21 protein-coding genes and 1 riboswitch are annotated in these 22,391 nt (G+C 70.4%); of the genes, 16 read left to right on the forward strand and 5 right to left on the reverse strand.

Features of this window, described 5'->3' with window-relative positions:
* Positions 1 to 150 precede the first annotated feature (150 nt).
* From mqnE to ACQP2F_RS01310, 6 genes are all read left to right on the forward strand, one after another.
* Positions 151 to 1,320, forward strand: coding sequence for an aminofutalosine synthase MqnE (mqnE, locus tag ACQP2F_RS01285; RefSeq protein ID WP_433299852.1), 1,170 nt, complete (start codon positions 151 to 153; stop codon positions 1,318 to 1,320).
* Between the two features lie 35 nt (positions 1,321 to 1,355).
* The gene (locus ACQP2F_RS01290) at positions 1,356 to 1,784 is read left to right on the forward strand and encodes a hypothetical protein (RefSeq protein ID WP_433299853.1); all 429 of its coding nucleotides are present in this window, start codon (positions 1,356 to 1,358) and stop codon (positions 1,782 to 1,784) included.
* A gap of 12 nt (positions 1,785 to 1,796) precedes the next feature.
* Positions 1,797 to 2,207, forward strand: a complete 411-nt coding sequence (locus ACQP2F_RS01295) for a DUF4229 domain-containing protein (protein ID WP_433299854.1) — start codon at positions 1,797 to 1,799, stop codon at positions 2,205 to 2,207.
* Positions 2,208 to 2,313: 106 nt separating this feature from the next.
* Positions 2,314 to 2,427, forward strand: a riboswitch (cobalamin riboswitch).
* A 94-nt stretch (positions 2,428 to 2,521) separates the two neighbouring features.
* Positions 2,522 to 3,463 (forward strand): ABC transporter substrate-binding protein, encoded by a 942-nt coding sequence (locus ACQP2F_RS01300; protein WP_433299855.1) that lies wholly within the window; start codon positions 2,522 to 2,524, stop codon positions 3,461 to 3,463.
* Positions 3,460 to 4,554: a FecCD family ABC transporter permease gene (locus ACQP2F_RS01305; RefSeq protein ID WP_433299856.1), complete on the forward strand. Its 1,095-nt coding sequence runs from the start codon at positions 3,460 to 3,462 to the stop codon at positions 4,552 to 4,554. Before ACQP2F_RS01300 ends, ACQP2F_RS01305 begins: the two co-directional genes overlap by 4 nt.
* The gene (locus ACQP2F_RS01310; protein WP_433299857.1) at positions 4,551 to 5,318 is read left to right on the forward strand and encodes an ABC transporter ATP-binding protein; all 768 of its coding nucleotides are present in this window, start codon (positions 4,551 to 4,553) and stop codon (positions 5,316 to 5,318) included. The genes ACQP2F_RS01305 and ACQP2F_RS01310 overlap by 4 nt, the downstream gene beginning before the upstream one ends.
* Positions 5,319 to 5,322: 4 nt before the next feature.
* On the opposite strand, the gene ACQP2F_RS01315 is transcribed toward ACQP2F_RS01310, so the two are convergent.
* Positions 5,323 to 6,072: a VOC family protein gene (locus ACQP2F_RS01315; RefSeq protein WP_433299858.1), complete on the reverse strand. Its 750-nt coding sequence runs from the start codon at positions 6,070 to 6,072 to the stop codon at positions 5,323 to 5,325.
* Between the two features lie 154 nt (positions 6,073 to 6,226).
* On the opposite strand from ACQP2F_RS01315, the gene ACQP2F_RS01320 reads away from it, so the two are divergent.
* Positions 6,227 to 6,643 carry a GNAT family N-acetyltransferase gene (locus tag ACQP2F_RS01320; RefSeq protein ID WP_433307293.1) on the forward strand — a complete coding sequence of 139 codons (417 nt, stop codon included), beginning with the start codon at positions 6,227 to 6,229 and terminating at the stop codon, positions 6,641 to 6,643.
* Here ACQP2F_RS01320 and ACQP2F_RS01325 read toward each other — a convergent pair.
* Positions 6,624 to 8,630, reverse strand: coding sequence for a HelD family protein (locus ACQP2F_RS01325; protein ID WP_433299859.1), 2,007 nt, complete (start codon positions 8,628 to 8,630; stop codon positions 6,624 to 6,626). The two genes, ACQP2F_RS01320 and ACQP2F_RS01325, sit on opposite strands and share 20 nt — an antisense overlap.
* Positions 8,631 to 8,817: 187 nt before the next feature.
* Here ACQP2F_RS01325 and ACQP2F_RS01330 point away from each other — a divergent pair, with 187 nt between their 5' ends.
* Genes ACQP2F_RS01330 through ACQP2F_RS01340 form a run of 3 tightly spaced genes read left to right on the forward strand, consistent with a single transcriptional unit; the run spans position 8,818 to position 11,543 of the window.
* On the forward strand, positions 8,818 to 9,402 hold the full coding sequence (locus tag ACQP2F_RS01330; protein WP_433299860.1) for an ArsR/SmtB family transcription factor: 585 nt from the start codon (positions 8,818 to 8,820) through the stop codon (positions 9,400 to 9,402).
* 48 nt (positions 9,403 to 9,450) lie between these two features.
* Positions 9,451 to 10,695: an MFS transporter gene (locus tag ACQP2F_RS01335; RefSeq protein ID WP_433299861.1), complete on the forward strand. Its 1,245-nt coding sequence runs from the start codon at positions 9,451 to 9,453 to the stop codon at positions 10,693 to 10,695.
* The gene (locus ACQP2F_RS01340) at positions 10,692 to 11,543 is read left to right on the forward strand and encodes a menaquinone biosynthetic enzyme MqnA/MqnD family protein (RefSeq protein WP_433299862.1); all 852 of its coding nucleotides are present in this window, start codon (positions 10,692 to 10,694) and stop codon (positions 11,541 to 11,543) included. Before ACQP2F_RS01335 ends, ACQP2F_RS01340 begins: the two co-directional genes overlap by 4 nt.
* Here ACQP2F_RS01340 and ACQP2F_RS01345 read toward each other — a convergent pair.
* On the reverse strand, positions 11,540 to 12,493 hold the full coding sequence (locus tag ACQP2F_RS01345) for an aldo/keto reductase (RefSeq protein WP_433299863.1): 954 nt from the start codon (positions 12,491 to 12,493) through the stop codon (positions 11,540 to 11,542). The genes ACQP2F_RS01340 and ACQP2F_RS01345 overlap by 4 nt on opposite strands.
* A 118-nt stretch (positions 12,494 to 12,611) precedes the next feature.
* On the opposite strand from ACQP2F_RS01345, the gene ACQP2F_RS01350 reads away from it, so the two are divergent.
* Entirely contained in the window at positions 12,612 to 14,219 is a 1,608-nt protein-coding gene (locus ACQP2F_RS01350) for a beta-1,3-glucanase family protein (protein WP_433299864.1), read from the forward strand.
* A 6-nt stretch (positions 14,220 to 14,225) separates the two neighbouring features.
* Here the strand turns inward: ACQP2F_RS01350 and ACQP2F_RS01355 are convergent, their stop codons facing one another.
* On the reverse strand, positions 14,226 to 15,071 hold the full coding sequence (locus ACQP2F_RS01355) for an SWIM zinc finger family protein (RefSeq protein WP_433299865.1): 846 nt from the start codon (positions 15,069 to 15,071) through the stop codon (positions 14,226 to 14,228).
* A 1-nt stretch (position 15,072) separates the two neighbouring features.
* Positions 15,073 to 17,949, reverse strand: coding sequence for a DEAD/DEAH box helicase (locus tag ACQP2F_RS01360; protein WP_433299866.1), 2,877 nt, complete (start codon positions 17,947 to 17,949; stop codon positions 15,073 to 15,075).
* Between the two features lie 63 nt (positions 17,950 to 18,012).
* Here ACQP2F_RS01360 and mqnC point away from each other — a divergent pair, with 63 nt between their 5' ends.
* The 5 genes from mqnC to ACQP2F_RS01385 all read left to right on the forward strand — a co-directional run bounded on the left by mqnC (position 18,013) and on the right by ACQP2F_RS01385 (position 22,387).
* Complete coding sequence (gene mqnC, locus ACQP2F_RS01365) at positions 18,013 to 19,254, forward strand: cyclic dehypoxanthinyl futalosine synthase (protein ID WP_433299867.1); 1,242 nt, start codon at positions 18,013 to 18,015, stop codon at positions 19,252 to 19,254.
* Between the two features lie 235 nt (positions 19,255 to 19,489).
* Positions 19,490 to 20,236: a demethylmenaquinone methyltransferase gene (locus tag ACQP2F_RS01370; protein ID WP_433299868.1), complete on the forward strand. Its 747-nt coding sequence runs from the start codon at positions 19,490 to 19,492 to the stop codon at positions 20,234 to 20,236.
* Between the two features lie 48 nt (positions 20,237 to 20,284).
* Complete coding sequence (locus ACQP2F_RS01375) at positions 20,285 to 20,563, forward strand: hypothetical protein (protein ID WP_433299869.1); 279 nt, start codon at positions 20,285 to 20,287, stop codon at positions 20,561 to 20,563.
* Positions 20,564 to 20,661: 98 nt separating this feature from the next.
* Positions 20,662 to 21,942 (forward strand): geranylgeranyl reductase family protein, encoded by a 1,281-nt coding sequence (locus ACQP2F_RS01380; RefSeq protein ID WP_433299870.1) that lies wholly within the window; start codon positions 20,662 to 20,664, stop codon positions 21,940 to 21,942.
* Between the two features lie 79 nt (positions 21,943 to 22,021).
* On the forward strand, positions 22,022 to 22,387 hold the full coding sequence (locus ACQP2F_RS01385) for an NADH-quinone oxidoreductase subunit A (RefSeq protein ID WP_433299871.1): 366 nt from the start codon (positions 22,022 to 22,024) through the stop codon (positions 22,385 to 22,387).
* Positions 22,388 to 22,391 lie beyond the last annotated feature (4 nt).

A 22,391-nucleotide genomic window follows, 5' to 3' on the forward strand; every position in this document is an offset into this window, starting at 1 on the left:
TCGCTCACACGCGTGTCGATCGATCGACGGTGAAAGAAAGCTGGGAATCAAGAGAACGGCGGCGTGAGCTGGGCCGCTCGGTCGACGGTCGGCGCGTTCTTGTCAGGGGTGGGTCGTACTCTCGACGGCGAGGTTAGGAAAGGGGCGCACATGGATGCCGGACTGAAGCGCGAGCTCGAGGCCAAGGTCTACGCCGGCGAGCGGCTGACCCGTGAGGACGGCATCGCGCTCTACGAGTCGGACGATCTCGCCTGGCTGGGCGGGCTGGCCCACCACAAGCGCACCGAGATGAACGGTGACCGGGTGATGTTCAACGTCAACCGGCACCTCAACCTCACCAACGTCTGCTCGGCCAGCTGCGCTTACTGCTCGTTCCAGCGTAAACCGGGCGAGAAAGACGCGTACACGATGCGCATCGACGAGGCCGTGCGTAAGGCCAAGGAGATGGAGGACGAGCAGCTCACCGAGCTGCACATCGTGAACGGCCTGCACCCGACGCTGCCCTGGCGCTACTACCCCAAGGTGCTGCGCGAGCTCAAGGCGGCGCTGCCCAACGTCAAGCTCAAGTGCTTCACCGCGACCGAGGTGCAGTGGTTCGAGAAGATCAGCGGTCTGCCGGCCACCGAGATCCTCGACGAGCTGATGGATGCCGGTCTCGAGTCGCTGACCGGCGGCGGCGCCGAGATCTTCGACTGGGAGGTCCGGCAGCACATCGTCGACCACGACTGCCACTGGGAGGACTGGTCACGCATCCACCGGCTCGCCCACGAGAAGGGGATGAAGACCCCGGCCACCATGCTCTACGGCCACATCGAGGAGCGCCGGCACCGGGTCGACCACGTCATGCGCCTGCGGGAGCTGCAGGACGAGACGGGCGGATTCGCCGTTTTCATCCCACTGCGCTACCAGCACGACTTCGTGGACTCCAAGGACGGCAAGATCCGAAACCGCATCCAATCCCGTACGACGATGGCCGCGCCCGCCGAGTCGCTGAAGACCTTCGCCGTTTCCCGTCTGATGTTCGACAACGTGCCGCACGTGAAGTGTTTCTGGGTCATGCACGGTCTGTCCGTGGCCCAGCTCTCGCTGAACTTCGGCGTCGACGACCTCGACGGGTCCGTCGTGGAGTACAAGATCACCCACGACGCCGACTCGTACGGCACGCCCAACACGATGCACCGCGACGACCTGCTCAACCTCATCTGGGACGCGGGCTCCCAGCCGGTCGAGCGGAACACGCGCTACGAGGTCGTCCGGGAGTACGACAAGCCCACGCCGCTGGCCGACCGGCGGAGTGAGCCACAGCAGGTCTGGGCGTAAAGGGACGACTCGGCACGGCGTACCCTCAGGGGGTCATGACCGAGACGAAGAGTGAGCGGCGCCCCCGCCGCGACCCCAGCGGGCGCCTGTCCACCATCGGCGACCTGCTGGGCACCGCATTCGCCGGGCTGGTGATCGGCGTCGTCCTGCTGCTCGCGTTCGAGGGCATCCTGTCGCTGGCCAGGGCGTCCGAGTTCGGTCACACCAGCGGCTGGCTCGTGCTGATCCTCCCGCTGTGGCTGTTCACCGAGGAGTTCCGCGCCGCCGGGCCCGGGCCCTACCGGTTCGTGGTGGCCATCCTGGCCGCCGGCTTCGGCGTGACCGCGGGCATGACCTTCGCGGGCTTGGCCGCTTCCACGTTCCCGGCCCTGGTCAGCGGCGTCGTCGGCGCCGCCGCGTGCACGGTCGTCTATTGCCTGGTCTGGTTCTACGGCCTGCGGTGGCTCAGCCATCGAGCGGGCTAGGGAGAGATAGAGATGAACCCCGCCGTCAAGTACACGCTCGGCCGCCTGGGCCTGTTCGTGCTGCTGTTCGTGCTGCTTCTGCCGCTCCCGCTGAACATCCTGATCAAGGCGATGATCGCCCTTGTCGTCTCGGCCGTCCTCTCCTACTTCCTGCTGGCCGACTGGCGCAACCAGATGGGCGAACAACTGGCCGGCGCGGCGTCCCGCCGCACCGCCGAGAAGGAGCGCTTGCGAGCCGCCCTGGCCGGCGACGAGGAGGCCGCCGCCGCGGGCGACCGAGCCGCCACACCGGCGGCATCGGCGGCACCCGCCGCACCAACCGTGCCTGCTGAAGAAGACCGAGCCGCTGAGCCCGCGGCCAACTCCGTCACCGCCGCAACCGACCCGGTCGTCAGTGCCGAGCCGGCCGAGGACAAGAAGTAGCGCACAAGCCGCAGCGCGATCCGCCGCGCGGTGTTGGCCGCGCGTCTGGGTAAGCAGAGCACAGTGCCGAGCTCGGACGTCGGCCGTAACGCCGCCGTGGCGGTGGGATAGCGTTCGAGGGACCGCGTCGCAGCGAAGCCGGTGGGAATCCGGCGCTGTCCCGCAACTGTGATGCCTCCGTGAGGCTAGCCAGGTCGCCTGCGTGTCGGTCGCGAAGTAGCGCTCCCGGGGAAGGGGCGCCTCGCGGGCGGGCCGGTGTTCCGGGTCCTGTCGGCGAAGCAGCACCAAGCGCCCGGCCGACAGGAGGAAGTTCGATGAAGCGTGTGCTCACCGCGGTCGTGACCGCCGCCGCCCTGCTGCTCACGGGCGGGTGTGGCGGGGGCGACCACGACAACGCGACCTCGGGCACGACGCCGAGCAGCGCGGCCGCTAGCGCGGCGTCCTATCCGGTCACCGTCGGTGATCTGACGTTGGCGGCGCAGCCGAAGCGGATCGTCTCGCTCACGCCGACCGCGACCGAGATGCTCTTCGCGATCGGAGCCGGGTCGCAGGTCGTAGCCGTGGATGATCAGTCGAACTATCCGGCAAATGCCCCTAAGTCGGATTTGTCCGGGTTCAAGCCGAACGCCGAGGCGATCGCGGCCAAGAACCCCGATCTTGTGGTGATCTCCAACGACACTGACAAGATCGTGTCGCAGCTCGACAAGCTCAAGATCCCGGTGTTCCTCGTGCCGGCCGCGGTGAGCATGGACGACACGTACCAGGAGATCGGGCAGCTCGGCACGCTCACCGGTCACCAGGGCGAGGCCGAGGCGCTGCACCAGCAGATGGCCACCCAGATCGACAAGATCGTGAAGGGCGTGCCGGCCCGCAGCAAGCCGCTCAGCTACTACTACGAGCTCGACCCCACGCTGTACTCGGTCACGTCGAAGACGTTCATCGGGTCGATCTTCTCGATGTTCGGCATGACCAATGTGGCCGATCCGGCCGACGCCGACGGCGGCAAGGGCGGCTACCCGCAGTTGTCCCAGGAAGCGCTGATCAAGGCGAACCCGGACACCATCTTCCTGGCCGACAGCAAGTGCTGCCAGCAGTCGGCGCAGACGGTGGCGGCGCGCTCGGGCTGGAAGACGATCACGGCGGTCCAGGCCGGCCAGATCTATGCGCTCGACGATGACATCGCGTCGCGGTGGGGACCCCGTACCGTCGATCTCGTGCAGTCCGTCGCCGACGCGGTGGCCAAGGTCCCGGCGTGACCGCAGGCCTGCGCGAAGCGCGGCCGACCAAGCCGGGGGTCCGGCCCGCCGGTCTTCGCCCGGCGTGGCTCGCGGGCGGAGTTCTCGCGGTGCTGGTCGCGCTGATCGCGGGCCTGGCGTCAGGCCCGGTTCCGCTGCCGCCGGCGGGCGTCGCGGCCGAGCTGCTCAACCTCATTCCGGGCGTACGCCTGCACAGCGGTCTCACCGAGCGTGAGGTCGCGATCCTGATCGAGCTGCGCCTGCCGCGCGTGGTGCTGGGCCTGCTGGTCGGCGGCATGCTGGCCCTGGCCGGCGCCGCCTACCAGGGTGTCTTCCGCAACCCGCTGGCCGATCCGCACCTGCTCGGCGTGGCGGCCGGCGCCGGGCTCGGGGTGACCGCCGTGATCGCGTTCCGGGCAAGTGCGGGCACCGGCGACGCGACGGTCGACCTGCCGTTCGGGGTGCCGGTCGCGGCCTTCGTCGGCGCGCTCATCGGGGTGGCGCTCACCTGGCTTCTCGGCGCGGCCGGCGGCCGCGATCGCTCACCGGCCACCCTGATCCTGGCCGGAATCGCGGTCTCGTCGTTCCTCGCGGCGGCGCAGACGTACGTCATGCAGCGCCACGTGGACGCCTTGCGCGAGGTCTACTCCTGGCTGTTGGGCCGCTTGGCCACCGCGGGCTGGCACGACGTGCTCCTGGTGCTGCCCTATGCGGCCGTGACCGGCGCGATCGTCCTCTCCCAGCGTCGCGAGCTGGACGTGCTGACCGTCGGCGACGAGGAGGCGACCGGCCTCGGCCTGCATCCGGAGCGCAGCCGCTACCTGCTGATCGTGGCGGCGTCGCTGGGCACGGCCGCGGCCGTCTCGGTGTCCGGCCTGATCGGCTTCGTCGGCATCATCGTCCCGCACACGATGCGGCTGCTGGCCGGGCCCAGCTACCGGTCGATCCTGCCGTTGTCGGTGCTGTTCGGCGGCGCCTTCCTGGCCCTGGCCGACCTGCTGGCCCGCACGGCCGGCGGCCAGGCCGAGATCCCGATCGGCGTGGTGACGGCCTTCTTCGGGGCGCCGTTCTTCATCGTGGTGCTGCGCACGACGAGAACCGCCGCGCCATGACCGCGGTGCGGGTGGTGGGCCTGCGCGTACGCCTGGAGAAGACGCTCATCGTCGACGGCGTTGACCTCGACGTCGCGCCCGGTGAGTGGGTCACCGTCATCGGGCCGAACGGGGCGGGCAAGTCGACCGCGCTGCGGGCCATCGGCGGGCTGCTGCCGTTCGACGGCCTGGTCGAGCTCAACGGTGTCGCCGTGGAGAAGCTGCACCGCCGCGAACGCGCGAAGACCGTCGCGACCGTCGCGCAGACGCCCGTGGTGCCCCCGGCGATGCGGGTCTTCGACTACGTGCTGCTCGGGCGTACGCCCTATGTCGCTCCTCTCGGCCGCGAGTCGGACGCCGACCTCGCCACCGTCGGTGAGGTTCTCGGCGAGCTCGATCTGGAACGGTTCGCCGGCCGCCGGCTGGACACCCTGAGCGGCGGCGAGCGCCAACGCGTCTTCCTGGCCCGCGCGCTCGCCCAGGGCGCGCGCATCCTGCTGCTCGACGAGCCGACCAGCGCCCTCGACATCGGGCACCAACAGGAGGTGCTCGAGCTGGTCGACCGGCTGCGGGCCGAGCGCGGCCTCACCGTGCTCGCCACCATGCACGACCTGACCACGGCCGGCGAGTACGCCGACCGGATGGTGCTGCTGGCGGCGGGGCAGGTGGTCGCGGCCGGGCCGCCGGCGGAGGTGCTGACCGAGGACAACCTGGCCAAGCACTACCGGGTACGCGTACGGGTCATCGAGGGCGAGCACGGCCCGCTGGTGGTGCCGGTGCGGTGACGCCCTACCGGTTGCTGGCCAGAACGGCGAACATCCCGCCCTGTGGGTCCTCCAGCACCGCATAACGCCCGATCGGCAGGCTCGTCGGCGGGTATACAACCAGTCCACCGAGCGCCGCCGCGTGGGCCGCGGTCCGGTCGCAGTCGTGGACGGCGAAGTACACCATCCAATGTGGCGAGACGTCGGCCGGCCACAGATCGGCCGGCATCGGCTGAAGGCCGCAGATCGCCGTCTCGTTGAGCTTGGCCACCAGATAGGGCAGCCCGCCCATCTCGCTGTCCCGGAACGCCCAGCCGAATACCGAGCCGTAGAAGGCGCGCGCCTCGGCCAGATCCCGGGTGTTCAACTCGTTCCAGGTCAGCGCGCCCGGCACGTCGAAGAGGGCGGCGCCGCTCATCGAGTACGCCTGCCAGACGCTGAACGGCGCGCCGCCCGGGTCGAGGAACGCCGCCATCCGTCCCTGGTCGGCTACGTCGAACGGCGCCACCAGCACCTTGCCGCCGTTGGCCGCGACCCGGGCGGCCACGTCGTCGGCGTCGGCGGTCGCGATGTACGTGCTCCAGGCCGTCGGCTGCCCCTCGTCGTAGAGCGGGCCGGCCCCGGCGACCGGCCGCCCGTTCAGCAGGAACGTCGTGTACGACCCGTCGTAGTGGACGTCCCACCCGAACAGCGCCGTGTAGAAGCGCTGCGCATCCCGCAGGTCCGCGGTCCCGAGATCTACCCAGGTCGGAAAGCCGGGCGTAGACGCGCTCATGCACGGATCGTCGCATCGCCCACCTTTGGTTGGGCTTAAGTGTCGATGTTCTAGCTGAACCGACGACCCGCACCCCGTCGATAGGCCGATGCGGCCACCCCGGCAAGCACGACTATCCCGGCGATAAGCGACGGGCTCTAGTCTTTCCCGGGTGATGATCCGACCCGCCGTCGTCGACGACCTCGACGCCGTCCTGTCCTTCTGGAGCACCGCCGCGGAGAACGGGAACCGGCCGCCCGACTCCCGCGCCGCCCTGGCCGCGCTCCACCTGCGCGACCCGGACGCGCTGCTGGTGGCCGTGGACGGTGACGAGATCGTGGGCACGGTGATCGCCGGCTGGGACGGCTGGCGGTGCCACCTCTACCGGCTCGCGGTGGCGCCCGGCCGGCGCCGGCAGGGTATCGGGCGGCTGCTGATCGACGCGGCCGAGGAGCGGTTCCGCGTGTTTGGCGGGACCCGGGCCGACGCGATGGTGCTGGACGACAACACGTCGGCGCACGGTGTGTGGTCGGCCGGCGGCTACCGCCGCCAGGGTGAGTGGTCCCGGTGGGTCAAGCCGCTGCCGGGCTGAGAGCGGCGGGCAGGGGCTTCGCGTGTACGACCGAAAGGCGCGACACGGCCCGGGTGAGCACCACATAGAGGCGGTTGAGCCCACGGGCCTCGGCATCGACGATGTCGGCCGGCTCGTGGACGATCACATGGTCGTACTCGAGGCCCTTGGCGACCGTCGCCGGCACCACCTGGACGCGCGCCTCGGAGTCGATGTCGTCCGGCGTCGCGTGCTCGATCCGCGCCGCCGTGAGGTGCGCGCGCAGCCGGTCCACCGCGGCATCGGCGGCGATCACCGCGACCGAGCCCTCGTGCTCGAGCGCGGCCGTGACCTCGACCAGCGTCTCGGCGTCGAGCTCGTTCGCGTCCCCGACCGGAATGATCGCCAGGTCGCCGTCGCGGCGCAGCGAGACGGCCTCGGGCACGTCCACCGCCAGGGCCGGTAGGAGGCGGTTGGCCAGCTCGACCACGGCGGCCGGGACGCGGAAGCCGACGGTCAGCGGAACCACCTTCGCCTCGGGCTTGCCCAGGTGGCCGAGAGTGTGGCGCCAGTCGGCGGCGGCCCACGGCGCGGTGCCCTGCGCGAGGTCGCCGAGCAGCGTGATCGAGCCGTGCTCGCTGCGCCGGGCGATCGCTCGGGCCTGCATGGGTGAGAGGTCCTGCGCCTCGTCCACGACGACGTGACCGAAGCTGGACTCGCGCTCGAGCAGTCCGCTCGCCTCGTCGACGAGCACGAGATCGGCGCTGCTGAATTTCGCTGCCTTAACCGTTTTCGGGGGCTTTTCCCAGCGGATCGCGTCCTGTTCTTCCGGACTCAAGTCCGAGCTCTCCGGGTTCGTCAGTACTTCTACGACCAGCGCCTCGGGCGTCACCGCCGGCCACGCGGCGTCCAGGAACTCGGTCACCGGCGCGACCTTGCTCATCTTCCGCAGCCACGTCTCGCTCGGTGAGTTACCCGTCCGGTACTCCGACTGCCGCTGCAACAACCCGACCACCCGCGCCCGTACGCGTTCCCGGCCGACCGCATAGGGCAATCCCTCGCGCCTCGCCTCGTCGACGATCCGCCGCAGCGGCTCGGGGTCGATCCGCCAGCGATAGGAACCGTCCGAGACCATGATCGGCTCGGTCGGCTTCGCGAGCCGGCTCCACAGCGCCTTCCGCAGCACCTCGGCCATCCGCACGTCGTGCTTGACCAGCGTCGCGGCCTCGCTGTCGGTGGCGCGCACCGGATGCCGGCCGATCAGCGTGTCCACGGTTGCCTGCTGCACCTCGACCTCGCCGAGGGCGGGCAGGACGGCCGAGATGTACGAGAGGAAGGCCGTGTTCGGCCCGACGATGAGCACCCCCGAACGGCGCAGTCGCTCGCGGTGCAGGTAGAGCAGGTAGGCCGCCCGGTGCAGCCCGACGGCGGTCTTGCCGGTGCCCGGGGCGCCCTGCACGCAGATCGAGTCGGCGAGCTCCGCGCGTACGAGCTCATCCTGCTCGGGTTGAATGGTGGCCACGATGTCGCGCATGGGCCCGACGCGGGGACGCTCGATCTCGGCGGTCAGGATGCGGCTCCGGGTGCCCAGCTCCTCGCCGCGGTCGAGATGCTCGTCCTCGAAGCTGGTCAGCTCCCCCTTGACGAAGCCGAACCGGCGGCGGGTCGCGACCCCCTGTGGATCGCGCACGCTGGCCCGGTAGAACGACCGCGAGAGCGGCGCCCGCCAGTCGAGCACCATCGGCTCCCCGGCGTCGTCGGTGACGTGCCGGCGACCCACGTAGTAGTTCGCGTCGTCGATGTCGAGCCGCCCGAAGAACAGCGGCGTGGTCGGGTCGTCGGCCAGCTCGGCCACCCGGCGGGAGAGCGTGCGGCCCAGGGCCTCGGCGCCGTACGGGTCGCCGGCCACCTCGGATCCGGCGGAGTAGAGCGCCTCGGCCCGCCCCCGCATACGAGCCAGCGCGGCCCGCGATTCGCGGAGGTGGTCACGTTCGGCGGAGAGCTCGGTGTCCAGGTCGAATGAAGACACGGTCCATCCTCGAGACAGGCTGTGCGGGCAGCTCGCGTATCCGGGACCGTCCGGCCGGCACCCGGCGCGTGAGGACGTCCGCTGCGGTGCATGCTCACCACGGCCGTCAAGCGGCCCTCAACCCTACGCCCTGGTCACCCGCTGTCCACCGATTATTCGCCCGGTGGGCGTCGGTGAGAATGGGGGCATGGCTGAGGGGCGTGCCGGCAGTGACGGGATTCGGGTCAGCGACCCGCGGGTGATGCGGGCGCTGGCGCATCCCGCGCGGATCGAGATCGTGGAGTACCTCAACGACACCGGGGCGGTGGTCACCGCAACGGAGGTCGCGGGCATGGTCGGGCTGTCGCCCAGCGCCACCAGCTACCACCTGCGCGAGCTGGCCAAGTACGGGCTGGTCGAGCAGGCGCCGAGCCGGGGGGACGGGCGTGAGCGGGTCTGGCGCAGCACCTCCAGCACCGGGCTGCGGATCGATGCCGACTTCGAGCAGCCGGGGGTGCGGGCGGCCACGCAGGCCCTGGTCGACCTCTATCTCAACCGCGACCTCGACCGGATGCGGAACTGGATCGCCAAGCAGGGCGACGAGCCGCGGGAGTGGGCCGAGGCGAGCGCGATCATGGGGCAGCGGCTGCTGCTGACCGCCGACGAGCTGAAGGAGCTCAACCAGCGTATTCGTGAGCTGACCGACCCGTACCGGATGAGAGATCGACAGGACGAGGCGCCGGAGGGCGCGCGGCGGGTCTCGGTGAGTTACGCGGCGATTCCGGAGGACTGACCTCAGCCGAGACTTGTGCGACCAGATGTGAAGGATTACTTTCGAAGTATGTCCTTCACATCTGGTGATTCGCGTTGGGCCGACGTCTACGTCGTTGCCGGGACCCGGGCCGTCTCCGTCTGCGGCGACTTCCTGGCGGCGACCACCCTCGCGCTGGTGCTGCAGCAGGCCGGGCACGGCGGCCTCGCGGTGTCCGGCCTGCTGGTCGCGGCGAGCCTGCCGCTGGCGCTGCTCGCGCCGATCGCCGGGCGCATCGCCGACCGGGCCGACAGCCGGGTCGTGCTGATCGCGGCCGGCCTCGCGCAGTCCCTGATCTGCCTGGCGCTCGCCTTCGTCAGCCGGCCGGTCGCGATCATCGCGCTGGTCGGGCTGCTCTCCTGCGGGCTGGCGATCACCCAGCCGACGCTGTCGGCGCTGATCCCGCGCATGGTCCGCCCCGACGATCTGGCCAAGGCGAGCGGGCTCACCCAGACCGCGGGCGTGATCGGCGCCCTGGTCGCCCCGGCGCTGGCCGGCATCCTGGTCGGACAGACCGGCAGCCGACTGCCGCTGCTGCTCGACGCGGCCAGCTATCTGGCCCTGGTCGTCGCCGGCTTCGCGGTCCGCACCCGCCGGCGTCCCGCTCCCGCCGCCGAGTCGGCCCCGGCCCCCGCCTTCCGGGTGCGCGACGACCGGGTCCTCACCGTGATGATCGGCTCGCTGGCGGTGACGATCGCCGGGGCGAACGCGATCAACGTCTTCGACGTCTTCTTCATCCGGGACACCCTGCACGCCTCGACCACGCTCTACGGGTTCGTCAGCGCGTCGTGGGCCGTCGGCATGCTGATCGGGAGCATCGGGTTCGGTCGCTTCCCGCGGCGCCTGATCACCGTACCGACACTGTTGGCGCTGGTCGCCGGCTCGTGCGCGCCGATCCTCGCCGGCGCCGCGGTCTCCGGCGCGGGCTGGCTGATCCCGCTCTGGGTGCTCGGCGGCATCTGCAACGGCGGCATCAACGTCTTCGTCATGGTGATCGTGGCCGGCCGCGCCCCCGCCGAGTCGCACGGCCGGGCGTTCGCCGCGCTCAGCGCCGTCGTTCAGACCGCGGCCCTGCTCGGCCTGACGGTGGCCGGCCCGCTGGTCGAGCACTTCGACCCGCGGCTGCTGGTGGCCGCGGCCGGCGCGACCGGCCTGCTCACCTGCCTGCTGGCGATGCCGGTGGTACGGCGGGAGAGCGCACACTGCGATGTGAGCCACCCTCGGGTCCACCCGCAGGCGGAGCGTCCACTGGTCGGGATAGCGTCGGAGTCATGAGCGACAGCGCCGGTCGGCCCCGGGTCGGGCACATCCAGTTCCTGAACTGTCTCCCGATCTACTGGGGGCTGATGCGGTCCGGCGCGCTGCTCGACGTCGACCTGCGCAAGGACACGCCCGACAAGCTGAGCGCCGACCTGGTCGCCGGCGACCTCGACATCGGCCCGATCACCCTGGTCGAGTACCTGCGCCACGCCGACGAGCTGCTCCTGCTGCCCAACCTGGCGGTCGGCAGCGACGGGCCGGTCCTCTCGGTCAACCTGATCTCGACCCGGCCGCTGGCTTCGCTCGACGGCCGCCCGGTCGCGCTCGGCTCGACCTCGCGCACCGGCGTGCTGCTGGCCCAGATGCTGCTCGCCGAGCGCTACCAGGCCGAGCCCGAGTACTTCCGCTGCCCGCCCGAGCTGACCCAGATGCTGATGGAGGCGGACGCCGGCGTGCTGATCGGCGACCCCGCCCTGCGCGCCATGTACGAGGCTCCTCGTCTCGGCCTCGAGGTGACCGACCTGGGCCAGGCCTGGCGGGAGTGGACCGGCCTGCCGATGGTCTTCGCGGTCTGGGCCGTCCGCAAGGACTACGCGGCCGCCCACCCCGGCGCCGTCAAGGACGTGCACGAGGCATTTCAGCGCTCGCGCGACCTGTGCCTGGGCGAGCTCGACGAGGCCGCGGCCGCCGCGGCCCGCTGGGAGCCCTTCGACGCCGCGACGCTCGCCAACTACTTCCGGGCGCTCGACTTCTCGCTCGGCGAGCGGCAGGTCGCGGGGTTGCGCGAGTTCGCCCGCCGGGCCGCCCTCCGCGGCGAGGTGCCGCCGCTGCCCGCCGACGGCCCGATCTTCGCCGAGGTCTAGGCAAGCACCTCATCGAGGGCGGCCAGGTCCTCCGCGCTCAGCTGCCAGCTCGCCGCCGCGGCGTTCGCGGCCACCTGCTCGGCCGTGGTCGCGCCCGCGATCACGCTGGTCACCGCCGGGCGGGCGGCCAACCCGGCGATCGCCACCTCGAGCAGGCTGTGGCCGCGCGCGGCGCCGAAAGCGGTCAACGCCTCGATCCGGTCCCAGTCGGCGCCCTCGAGAACCCGCTGGTAGCGCGAAAGCGAGAGCCGCGTTCCCGACGCCGGGGCCTCGCCGCGGCGGTACTTGCCGCTGAGCAGCCCGGAGTCGAGCGGGAAGAACGGCAGCAAGCCCAGCCCGAACTGCTCGCAGGCCGGCACGACCTCCTGCTCGACGTCGCGCTGGAGCAGGCTGTAGCGGTTCTGGGCGCTGATGAACGGGGTCCGGCCGGCGGCCCGGGCGGTCCAGTCGGCGTCGGCGATCTGCCAGCCGGCGAAGTTCGAGTTGCCCAGGTAGCGGACCTTGCCCGAACGGACCAGGTCGTCGAGGGCGGCCAGCGTCTCGTCGATCGGGGTGGCGGGGTCGGGCTCGTGCATCTGGTAGAGATCGATGTAGTCGGTCTCCAGTCGCCGCAGCGAGGCCTCCACCGCCCGGACGATGTAGCGCCGCGCGCCCCGGGCGCCGAAGTCGTTGCCGTTCAGGCCCTCCATGTTCATGCCGAACTTGGTGGCCACGATCACCTCGTCGCGCCGGCCCTTCAGGGCCGCACCCAGGCATTCCTCGGAGCTGCCGTGCGGAGTGCCGTAGATGTCGGCGGTGTCGAAAAGGGTGATCCCGGCGTCGATCGCCGCGTCGACGACCTCGCGGGTGCCGTCCGCGTCGAGCTTGCGGCCGAAGTTGTTGCAGCCGATCCCGACCACGGAGACGACCAGGCCGGAGGTGCCCAGCCGGCGGTAGCTCATGTCACTCATGGTTCGAACCCTATGCCCGTTCGATACAAGGCCGCCGGACATACGTACTCATCTATTGACACACGTTGTTAACAAACCCGAGATTGTGAGAGCGCTCTCAGTTAACAACGAGAACGAAATGAGGTATCCCCCGGTGCGTGTCCTCCGCGCTCTCGCCGCCCTGGCCGTAGCGATCCCCATCGCGGCCGCCATCAGCCCCCCGGCCGCTCAGGCCGTCGGCCCCAACCTCCTGCCGGTAACCGTCGCCAACCAGACCGGCCGCGGTGACGCGGTCTACCTGTACGTCATCGGCGTCCAGCTGAGCTCCGGCCGGCTCGGCTACGTCAACCAGGCCGGCACCTTCACGGCGTGGAGCGGCGGCCAGATCCCGCCCTCGCCCGCGCCCGACGTCTCGATCGCGGGCGCCGGCAACGGCGGCAGCACCACGATCAACTTCCCGCGCGGCTTCTCCGGCCGGGTCTACTTCTCGCTCGGCGAGAAGCTCAAGTTCTTCCTCACCCCGGACGGCCTCGTGCAGCCCGCGCCGTGGGCGGCCGGCGACGCCAACCAGAACATCCTGTTCGACTGGAGCGAGTTCACCTACAACGACTCCGGCCTGTGGCTGAACAGCTCGCAGGTGGACATGTTCGCGGTGCCGCACGCGGTCACCGTGACCAACAGCGCGGGCGTCACCAAGCGCACCGGCGACCTGGTCGCGAACGGCCGGACCAACGTGATCAACACGATCAAGGGCACCTCCGGGTGGGCCAACACGGTCTACACCCGGTCGGACGGCACGGTGCTGCGCGTGCTGTCGCCGGGCAAGGCGGCCGGTACCGGCGCGCTGGCGAGCAACTACCTCGACTCGTACATCGCGAGCGCCTGGAACGCGTACACCAGCAAGACCTTGACCGTCGTGCCGTTCGCCGACCAGCCGAACACCAAGTACTTCGGCCGCACGTCCGGCAACACCATGACCTTCACGAACTCCTCGGGCGCCCAGGTGGCGTCGTTCAACCGGCCCTCGTCGGCCAGCGTCTGGGGCTGCGACGGCGATCTCCCGGCGCCGAACGACCTGGTGGTGGGCCCGATCTCGCGTACGCTGTGTGCCGCCCTCAACCGGGGCACGCTCGGCACCATCGACACCCAGCCGAGCACCAACGCCGCCGACTTCTACAAGAACAACCCCACCAACGTGTACGCGAAGACGATCCACGCCAACATGACCGACGGCAAGGCGTACGCGTTCGCGTTCGACGACGTGGGTAACTTCGAGTCCCTGGTCAACGACGGCGATCCCCGTTCCGCCGGCATCATCCTGTCGCCGTTCAGCGGAGGCGGCGGCACCACGCCCCCGCCCAGCACCGGCTCCGCGCTGATCAGCTCGCTCAACAACAAGTGCATCGACGTGCCGAGCTCGAACTTCGTGGACGGCGCCCGGCTGCAGATGTGGGGCTGCAACGGCACCAACGCGCAGAAGTGGTCGTTCAGCGGCGGCGCGCTGGTCAGCCCGAGCGGCAAGTGCATGGACGTCGCGAGCGGCTCGACCGCCAACGGCGCGGCCATCCAGCTCTGGACCTGCAACGGCACCGGGGCGCAGAAGTTCACCCTGAGCTCCGCGGGTGACCTGGTGAACCCGCAGGCCAACAGGTGCGTCGACATCGTCGACGTCAACCCGAACGACGGCGCGAAGCTCCAGCTGTGGGACTGCGCCGGCTCGTCCAACCAGAAGTGGCGCCAGGGCTGATCCGGATCAGGAGTCGCCGTCCGCAGTGGACGGCGGCTCCGCCAGATCGCGGTACGCCGGGCGCAGCAGATCGGTGAGCGGGATGTGCCGCACCTTGACCGGCGGCGGATCGAGCGCCCGCAGCAGCAGCTCGGGCGGCGTGGTGACGCGCGGTGGCCGTTCCCGCAACCGGCTCAGGCTGATGCCGGGGGAGTAGAAGTCGGCCACGTGGTCCTCCAGCGGAGACTCCTCCACCGCCAGCGGATCCACCTCCTCGACCGGCTCCGGCGTGCCGCGCAGGGCCGCCAGCAGCGTGTCCCGGTCGCGCCCGCGCCAGGCCAGCACCAGGAACGGGTCGTCGTCGAACGCCTCGGCCAGCACGTAGAGCACCGCCGAGCCGTGCTTGCAGGGCACGCTCCAATCCGGACAGCTGCACCGGATGTCGAGACGGTCGGGGAAGAGCGGCAGTCCCTGCTCGTCGAACAGCTCGATGATCTCGCGCGGCATCTCGCCGGCCAGCAGCGCGGCGCGGTAGAGGGCGCGACTTCCCAGGGCCGACAACAGCGCAGTCCACTGTGGGTCGTCGAACGCCGCGATCGCGATCTCCACCGCGTACGGCTGCGGACGGGAACCCTGCACCCGAGCGGTGACCCGCCCCGCCGAGAGCTGGAAGTCCATCACCTGGCCCTTGCGGGCGTAGGCCCGCCCGCGAGCCAGCCGCCCGCCGTCGCAGACGCGTTCCAGCACGTCGACGAAGCGCCGCGACCACCACTGCTCGCCGATCTTGCCGCGCTTCGCGCGCACCGCGATGCCGCCGTCGACCGCGATTGGCTTGGCGGTCTCGAACCATCGGCCCTCGGGATCGACCGGCATGTCAGCGCACCGCCCCACTGTCCAAAGAGAACAAGTCACGCAGCTGGTCGGTGCTGAGGTCGGTTATCCAGTCCTCGCCGGTGCCGACCACCGACGACGCGAGCGCCTTCTTCCGCTCGATCATGGCGTCGATCTTCTCCTCCAGCGTGCCGGTGCAGATGAACTTCCGGACCTGCACGTCGCGCCGCTGTCCAATGCGGAATGCCCGGTCGGTGGCCTGGTCCTCGACCGCCGGGTTCCACCACCGGTCGAAGTGGACGACATGGTTCGCGGCGGTGAGGTTCAAGCCCGTGCCGGCCGCCTTGAGCGAAAGCAGGAAGAACATCGGCTCGTCGTCGTTCTGGAAGCGGTCGACCAGCTCGTCCCGCTTGGCCTTGGAAAGTCCACCGTGGAGCCACAGCACCGGGCGGTCGAGATGGGCGGCCAGGTACGGCTGCAGCAGCGACCCCCACTCCGAGTACTGGGTGAAGACCAGGGCCTTGTCGCCGTCCTCGACGATCTCCTCGGCCAGCTCCTCGAGCCGGGCCAGCTTGCCCGAGCGCGACGGCAGCCGCGAGCCGTCCTTGAGCAGGTGGGCCGGGTGGTTGCAGACCTGCTTGAGCTTGGTCATGGCGGCCAGCACGTTCCCGCGGCGCTCGATGCCCTCGCTGTTCTCGATCGTGGCCATCATGTCCTCGACCACGGCCTGGTAGAGGGTGGCCTGCTCGGGGGTGAGCGTGCACCACACCTTCATCTCATTCTTCTCCGGGAGGTCCGAGATGATGGTCTTGTCGGTCTTGAGGCGGCGCAGCACGAACGGGCCGGTCGCCCGCTTCAGCGCGGCCGCCGCGTCCTCGTCCTGCCGGACCTCGATCGGCTCCTGGAACCGGCGGCGGAACCGTTTCGCCGGACCGAGCAGGCCCGGGTTGACGAAGTCCATGATGGACCAGAGCTCGGCGAGATGGTTCTCCACCGGGGTTCCGGTCAACGCGATCCGGGTCCGCGCCTTGACCGCCCGGACGGCTTGGGATTGGCGGGTTCCGCTGTTCTTGATGGCCTGCGCCTCGTCGCAGACCACGCGCTCCCACGAGATCTGCGACAAAGTGGACAGATCACGGACCGCCGTGCCGTACGTGGTGATGACCAGATCGGCGTCGTCGATGCCGTCGCGGCGGCGCGCGCCTCCATGATGGACATAAACCCGCAGGTCGGGCGCGAACCGGGCCGCTTCCTTCTGCCAGTTGCTCACCAGCGACATAGGACAGATGAGCAGGGTCGGCCCCGACCGGTCGGTCAACAGCAGCGATAGCGTCTGCGCGGTCTTGCCGAGGCCCATGTCGTCGGCCAGGATCCCGCCCAACCCGAGGCGGGAGAGGAAGTGCAGCCAGGACAAACCCCGTTCCTGGTACGGCCGGAGCGCGCCCCGGAAGCCGGCCGGGGTCGGCAGCGGCTCGAGCCGCTCGGCCGCCTGGCCGGAGAGCAGGTCGCCGAGCATCCCGTCGGCGTCGACCTCGACCAGCGGCAGGTCCTCCTCGCCGCCGTCGATGACCTGCTGCAGCACCTCGCCCGCGGTCAGCTCGCCCTCACGGGCCCGGCCCACCGCCTTCAGGGCCGCCTCGAGCTGCCGGTCGTCGAGCTCGACCCACTGCCCCCGCACGCGCACCAGCGGCACCTTGAGCCGGGCCAGCTCGGCCAGCTCCTCGGCGCTCACCACGCCGTCGCCGATGACCAGGTCGACCCGGAAGTCGACGAGCTGGTCGAGCCCGAAGCCGGAGGCCGCCACCGCCCGGCTCTTCGGCGACGACGACTTCGAGCGGGTGGTGAGCTTGAGCCCGACCGCCTTGCGCCCGGCCCAGGCCGGCAGCTGCACCCCGAAGCCGGCCGCCTGCAGCAGGGGAGCGGCCTGGCGCAGGAAGTCGTGCGCCTCGCCGGTGGTCAGCTCCAGCCCGGCCGGCCGCTGGTCGATCAGGGCCACGTGCAGCAGCGGGAAGAGCCGGACCGCCCGGCCCAGGCCGGCCAGCAGCGTCTCGTCCGGCCGCGGCGGCAGGCCGGGGAAGCGGGCGCCCTCCCAGACGTCGGCGGCCGGCAGCCACAGGCTCGGGTCCTCGGCCGACTGCAGGGCGAACTCGAGCGCCCACGCGTCCGTGCCCGGCTGCGGCTCGATCAGCCGGAAGCTGACCCGGACCGGCCCGTTCGCCTCGTGGGCCGCCCGCAGCCAGTCGCCGAGGGCGGCGCCGAGCTCGCGCACCTCCTCGGGCCGGCTGCCCGGCAGGGCCGGGTCGGCGGCCGTCAGCGCCGCGATCCAGCGGTCGGGCAGCGGCGCCTGGGGCCCGGCCCGGTGCCCGTGCAGAAGCCGCTCCGGCATCACCGCTCGGGCCGAGGCGTCGACCAGCGCGTCGAGGGCGTCGCGCAGCGTGCGCCCGACCCCGGCGCCGGCCGCCCGCACGACCGGCGGCATGGCGGCGGCGAAGTCGCGGTAGGTGGCGGCGTCGGCGCCGGTGAGCACCGGCCGCCAGCGGGCGGTGGGCACGCCCGCCTCGAGCACCAGCTGCGGCAGCAGGCGGCCGCGCCGGGCCAGGTCGCAGGCGAAGCCGGCCAGCAGCTGCAGGTAGCGCACGGAGGCGGCGGGCATCCACTCCTCGTCCAGGTCGCCCAGCGTGGCCAGCGCCTGCTGACCGCCGACCACCAGGGCCGGCACCGGATAGGAGCGCAGGCTGACCCGCTTGGGCGGCTCGACGCCGCTCTCCGGGGACGGCGCCGGTCCGCGCGCGGTGCCGGGCAGCCGGAGCGTGACGACCTCCGGGCCCAGGGACGAATCCCCCTCGGCCCACAAGGCCAGCCGGCCCGGCAGCCACGACCCCTGAACGACGAGCACACCCACCCCCAGAAACGACGGCATCGAGAGTACGACCGTGACCCGCGCCGCTGTCGTCCGCCGAACCGGGGACGTAATCTTCGTGTCGTGACGGCGAACCCGGAAATCGACAGCATCCTGCAGCGCGGCGCGGACGGCGGGCGCATCACGCCCGAGGAGGCGCTGCTGCTCTACACGGACGCGCCCTTCCACGCGCTCGGCGAGGCCGCCGACGCGGTGCGCCGCCGGCGGTATCCGGACGGCATCGTCACATACCTGATCGACCGCAACATCAACTACACGAACGTGTGCGTCACCGCCTGCAAGTTCTGCGCCTTCTACCGCGCGCCCAAGCACGGCGAGGGCTGGTCGCACCCGATGGAGGAGATCCTTCGGCGGTGCGGCGAGGCGGTCGACCTCGGCGCCACCCAGGTGATGCTCCAGGGCGGTCACCACCCGGACTACGGCGTGGAGTACTACGAGGAGCTGTTCTCGGGGGTCAAGAAGGCGTACCCGCAGCTCGCGATCCACTCGATCGGGCCCAGCGAGATCCTGCACATGGCCAAGGTCTCCGGCGTCTCGATCGAGGAGGCGGTCCTGCGGATCAAGGCGGCCGGTCTCGACTCGATCGCCGGTGCCGGGGCCGAGATGCTGCCCGATCGGCCGCGCACGGCGATCGCCCCGCTCAAGGAGAGCGGCGCCCGCTGGCTCGAGGTGATGGCCGTCGCCCACCGGAACGGGCTGTCCTCGACCGCCACGATGATGATGGGCACGGGGGAGACCAACGCCGAGCGCATCGAGCACATCCGGATGATCCGCGACGTACAGGATCTGGCCGTGGCCAACGGCTACCGCGACGATGCGGTCGAGACCTCGCACGACGTCGGAGGTTTCCGGGCTTTCATTCCCTGGACCTACCAGCCGGAGAACAACCACCTCAAGGGCCGCACGCAGGCCAGCACCATCGAGTACCTGCGCTTCATCGCGGTGTCCCGGCTGTTCTTCGACAACGTGGCGCACCTGCAGGCGTCGTGGCTGACCACCGGCAAGGACGTCGGCCAGCTCTCGCTGCACCTCGGCGTCGACGACCTCGGCTCGATCATGCTCGAGGAGAACGTGATCTCCTCGGCCGGCGCCCGCCACCGGTCGAACCTGCACGAGCTGATCTGGATGATCAGGACCGCCGACCGCATCCCGGCCCAGCGCGACACCCTCTACCGCCACCTCGCCGTGCACCGCACCGATGCCGACGACCCGACCGACGAGCGCGTGGTCTCGCACTTCTCGTCGATCGCGATGCCCGAGGGTGGCGCCGGCCGGAAGTCGCTCCCGCTGGTGGAGGCCAAGTAACGAGCCCCATTCGGGGGGTCGCGATCGACCGTTCGGACAGGTACGGGTCGGTTGACCGGCGTGGGGCTGATTGCCACTTCGTAACGAGGCCGGTGAACCTCTGTACCCCCTCCGGTCCCGCTGGTTACGTTCCTCGCGTAAGTCTGAGAACTTCCTTGGAACGTCAAGCTGCAGCTTGACGGCCGCGGACCCGACCGATTGCGGTCGTTTACATAACGCACAAGGAGCGGGCGGGATGGGCGACCATCCCGCCCGATCTGTTTCCCGGGGTGAGAGAGTCACCAGTGTGACGCGCGCAGACCTGGACAAGCAGCCGCACGAGGTCGCCGAGATGTTCGACGGCGTGGCCAAGCGGTACGACCTGACCAACACCGTGCTCTCCTTCGGCCAGGACCGGGGATGGCGGCGGGCCACCCGTGCGGCGCTGGGGCTGCGGCCGGGCGAGCGGGTTCTCGACGTCGGCGCCGGCACCGGCATCTCGACCGACGAGCTGTCCCGCTCGGGCGCGTTCGCGGTCGGCGCCGACCTGTCGATCGGCATGCTGCGGGCCGGCCGGGCGGTGCGTCCGGAGGTGCCGCTGCTGGCCGGGGACGCGCTGCGGCTGCCGTTCGCGGACGGCACGTTCGACGCGGTGACGATCTCCTTCGCCCTGCGCAACGTGGTCGACACCGACGGGGCGCTGCGCGAGCTGGGCCGGGTCACGCGGCCGGGCGGGCGGCTGGTGGTGTGCGAGTTCAGCAGCCCGGTCAACCCCGCCTTCCGGACCGTCTACATGCAGTACCTGATGCGGTCGCTGCCGGTGGTGGCGCGCGGGGTCTCCAGCAACCCGGACGCGTACGTCTATCTGGCCGAGTCCATCCGTGCCTGGCCCGACCAGGAGTCCCTCGCCGGCCGGATCAGCGCGGCCGGCCCCTGGACCCGGGTCGGCTGGCGCAACCTCACCGGGGGAGTCGTCGCCCTACATCGCGCTACTCGGGTGTAAATCGGGCGTTTCGCCGCGGCGATCGCGAATCGGTGTTTTGCTGCGCCCATGACTACCTTCGGGCATCTAGAGGACACCGATATCGACATCGCCATCGACGACAGTGAAGCGGGCGAACGACGCGGCATGGAGCTTGCCGCCCGGATCCGGATGGTGGCCGCCCAGGACCCGGAACTGGCTCAGGACCTAGTAGATGAGCTGATCGTCGCACTCGACCGCGCCATGGGCGGTACGTTTCGGGAATACCTGGATCAAGACCAGCCCGATGGAGCGGAGCGGGCCTTGACAGATAGCGGATCGGGCATTTCACCGGCGCGAAACAGTTAGGGTTGCCTAACCCGAACGAGCTTCGATGGCCGTCTTAGACTCCGATCTGGGCGTGCTTGTGAACTGTTTCACGAGCCCGCACGAGACGGAGGTGTGCCGTGCACAACCCAATAGGCGACGAAGCCGACGTAATAGTGGTCGGCGCCGGGCCTGGGGGCTCGGCGGCGGCCTACCACATGGCGCGGCACGGGCTGCGGGTCCTGCTGCTGGAGAAGACCGATTTCCCGCGGGAGAAGGTCTGCGGTGACGGTCTGACTCCGCGCGCCGTTCGCCAGCTCGTCCGGATGGGCATCGACACCTCGGAGAAGGCCGGCTGGCTGCAGAACAAGGGCCTGCGGGTGATCGGCGGCGGCGTCCGGCTCGAGCTGGACTGGCCCGACCTCGCCAGCTTTCCGAACTACGGCCTGGTCCGCACCCGGCTCGACTTCGACGACATGCTGGCCAAGCGGGCGGTCGAGGCCGGGGCTCTGCTGCGCACCGGCGTGAACGTGACCGGCCCGGTGCTCGACGAGGACGGCCGGGCGATCGGCGTCGCGGCCAAGGTCGGCGCGGCGAAGGAGCCGGTCGAGTTCCGCGCGCCCCTGGTCATCGCCGCCGACGGCGTCTCCGGCAAGCTGCCGCTGGCCATGGGCCTGGCCAAGCGCGACGACCGGCCGATCGGCGTCGCGGTCCGGCGCTACTACCACTCGCCGGTGCGCGCCGACGACGACTACCTCGAGTCCTGGCTCGAGCTGCGCAGCGCGAGCGACCGCGACAAGCTGCTGCCCGGCTACGGCTGGATCTTCGGTCTGGGCGACGGCCGGGTCAACGTCGGGCTCGGCATCCTCAACTCGTCGAGCGCCTTCGGCAAGACCAACTACCGCGCGATGCTCACCGACTGGCTGGCCGGCACCCCCGCCGACTGGGGCATGCGCGACGAGACCAACGCCGACGGCCCGATCCTCGGCGCCGCCCTGCCGATGGGCTTCAACCGGGTGCCGCACTACACGCGGGGCATGATGCTGGTCGGCGACTCCGGCGGCATGGTGAACCCGATGAACGGCGAGGGCATCGCGTACGCGATGGAGTCCGGCGAGCTGGCGGCGGAGGTGGCCGTGCAGGCGCTCGCCCGGCCCGCGGGCGCCGACCGTGAACGCGCTCTCCGCGCCTACCCCGACGAGCTCAGCCTGCGATTCGGTGGCTACTACCGCCTCGGTGGGGTATTCGTGAAGTTGATCGGGAACCCGCAGATCATGCGCATCGCGACCAAGCACGGCATGCCGCACCCGACGCTGATGCGGTTCGTGCTGAAGCTGCTGGCCAACCTGACCGATCCCCGCGGCGGCGACGCCATGGACCGGATCATCAATGGCCTCAGCAAGGTGGCACCGGCCGTATGAGAAGCAGGCGTACCCCGGTCGCGGCACCGCTGAATCGGATTAATAGTGTGAAGCGGCTAACGGAGCAGCTGGAGACACAATGACGATCAACCCTTACGTCCCGATCGTCGGGCTGATGATCCTGGGCGCGCTCTTCGCGTTGTTCTCGGTGTCGATCGCGCCGATCGTCGGCCCGCACCGCTACAACCGCGCGAAGCTCGACGCGTACGAATGCGGCATCGAGCCGGCGCCGCAGCCGATCGGCGGCGGCCGGTTCCCGGTGAAGTTCTACCTGACCGCGATGCTCTTCATCGTCTTCGACATCGAAACCATCTTCCTGTACCCGTGGGCCGTCTCGTTCAATGCGCTGGGCGTTTTCGGCTTCGTGGAGATGGTCCTGTTCATCGTCACCGTCTTCATCGCCTACACGTACGTGTGGCGGCGCGGCGGCCTCAACTGGGACTGATTCG

The sequence above is a fragment of the Actinoplanes sp. CA-030573 genome (assembly GCF_050951115.1).
GTDB lineage: Bacteria > Actinomycetota > Actinomycetes > Mycobacteriales > Micromonosporaceae > Actinoplanes.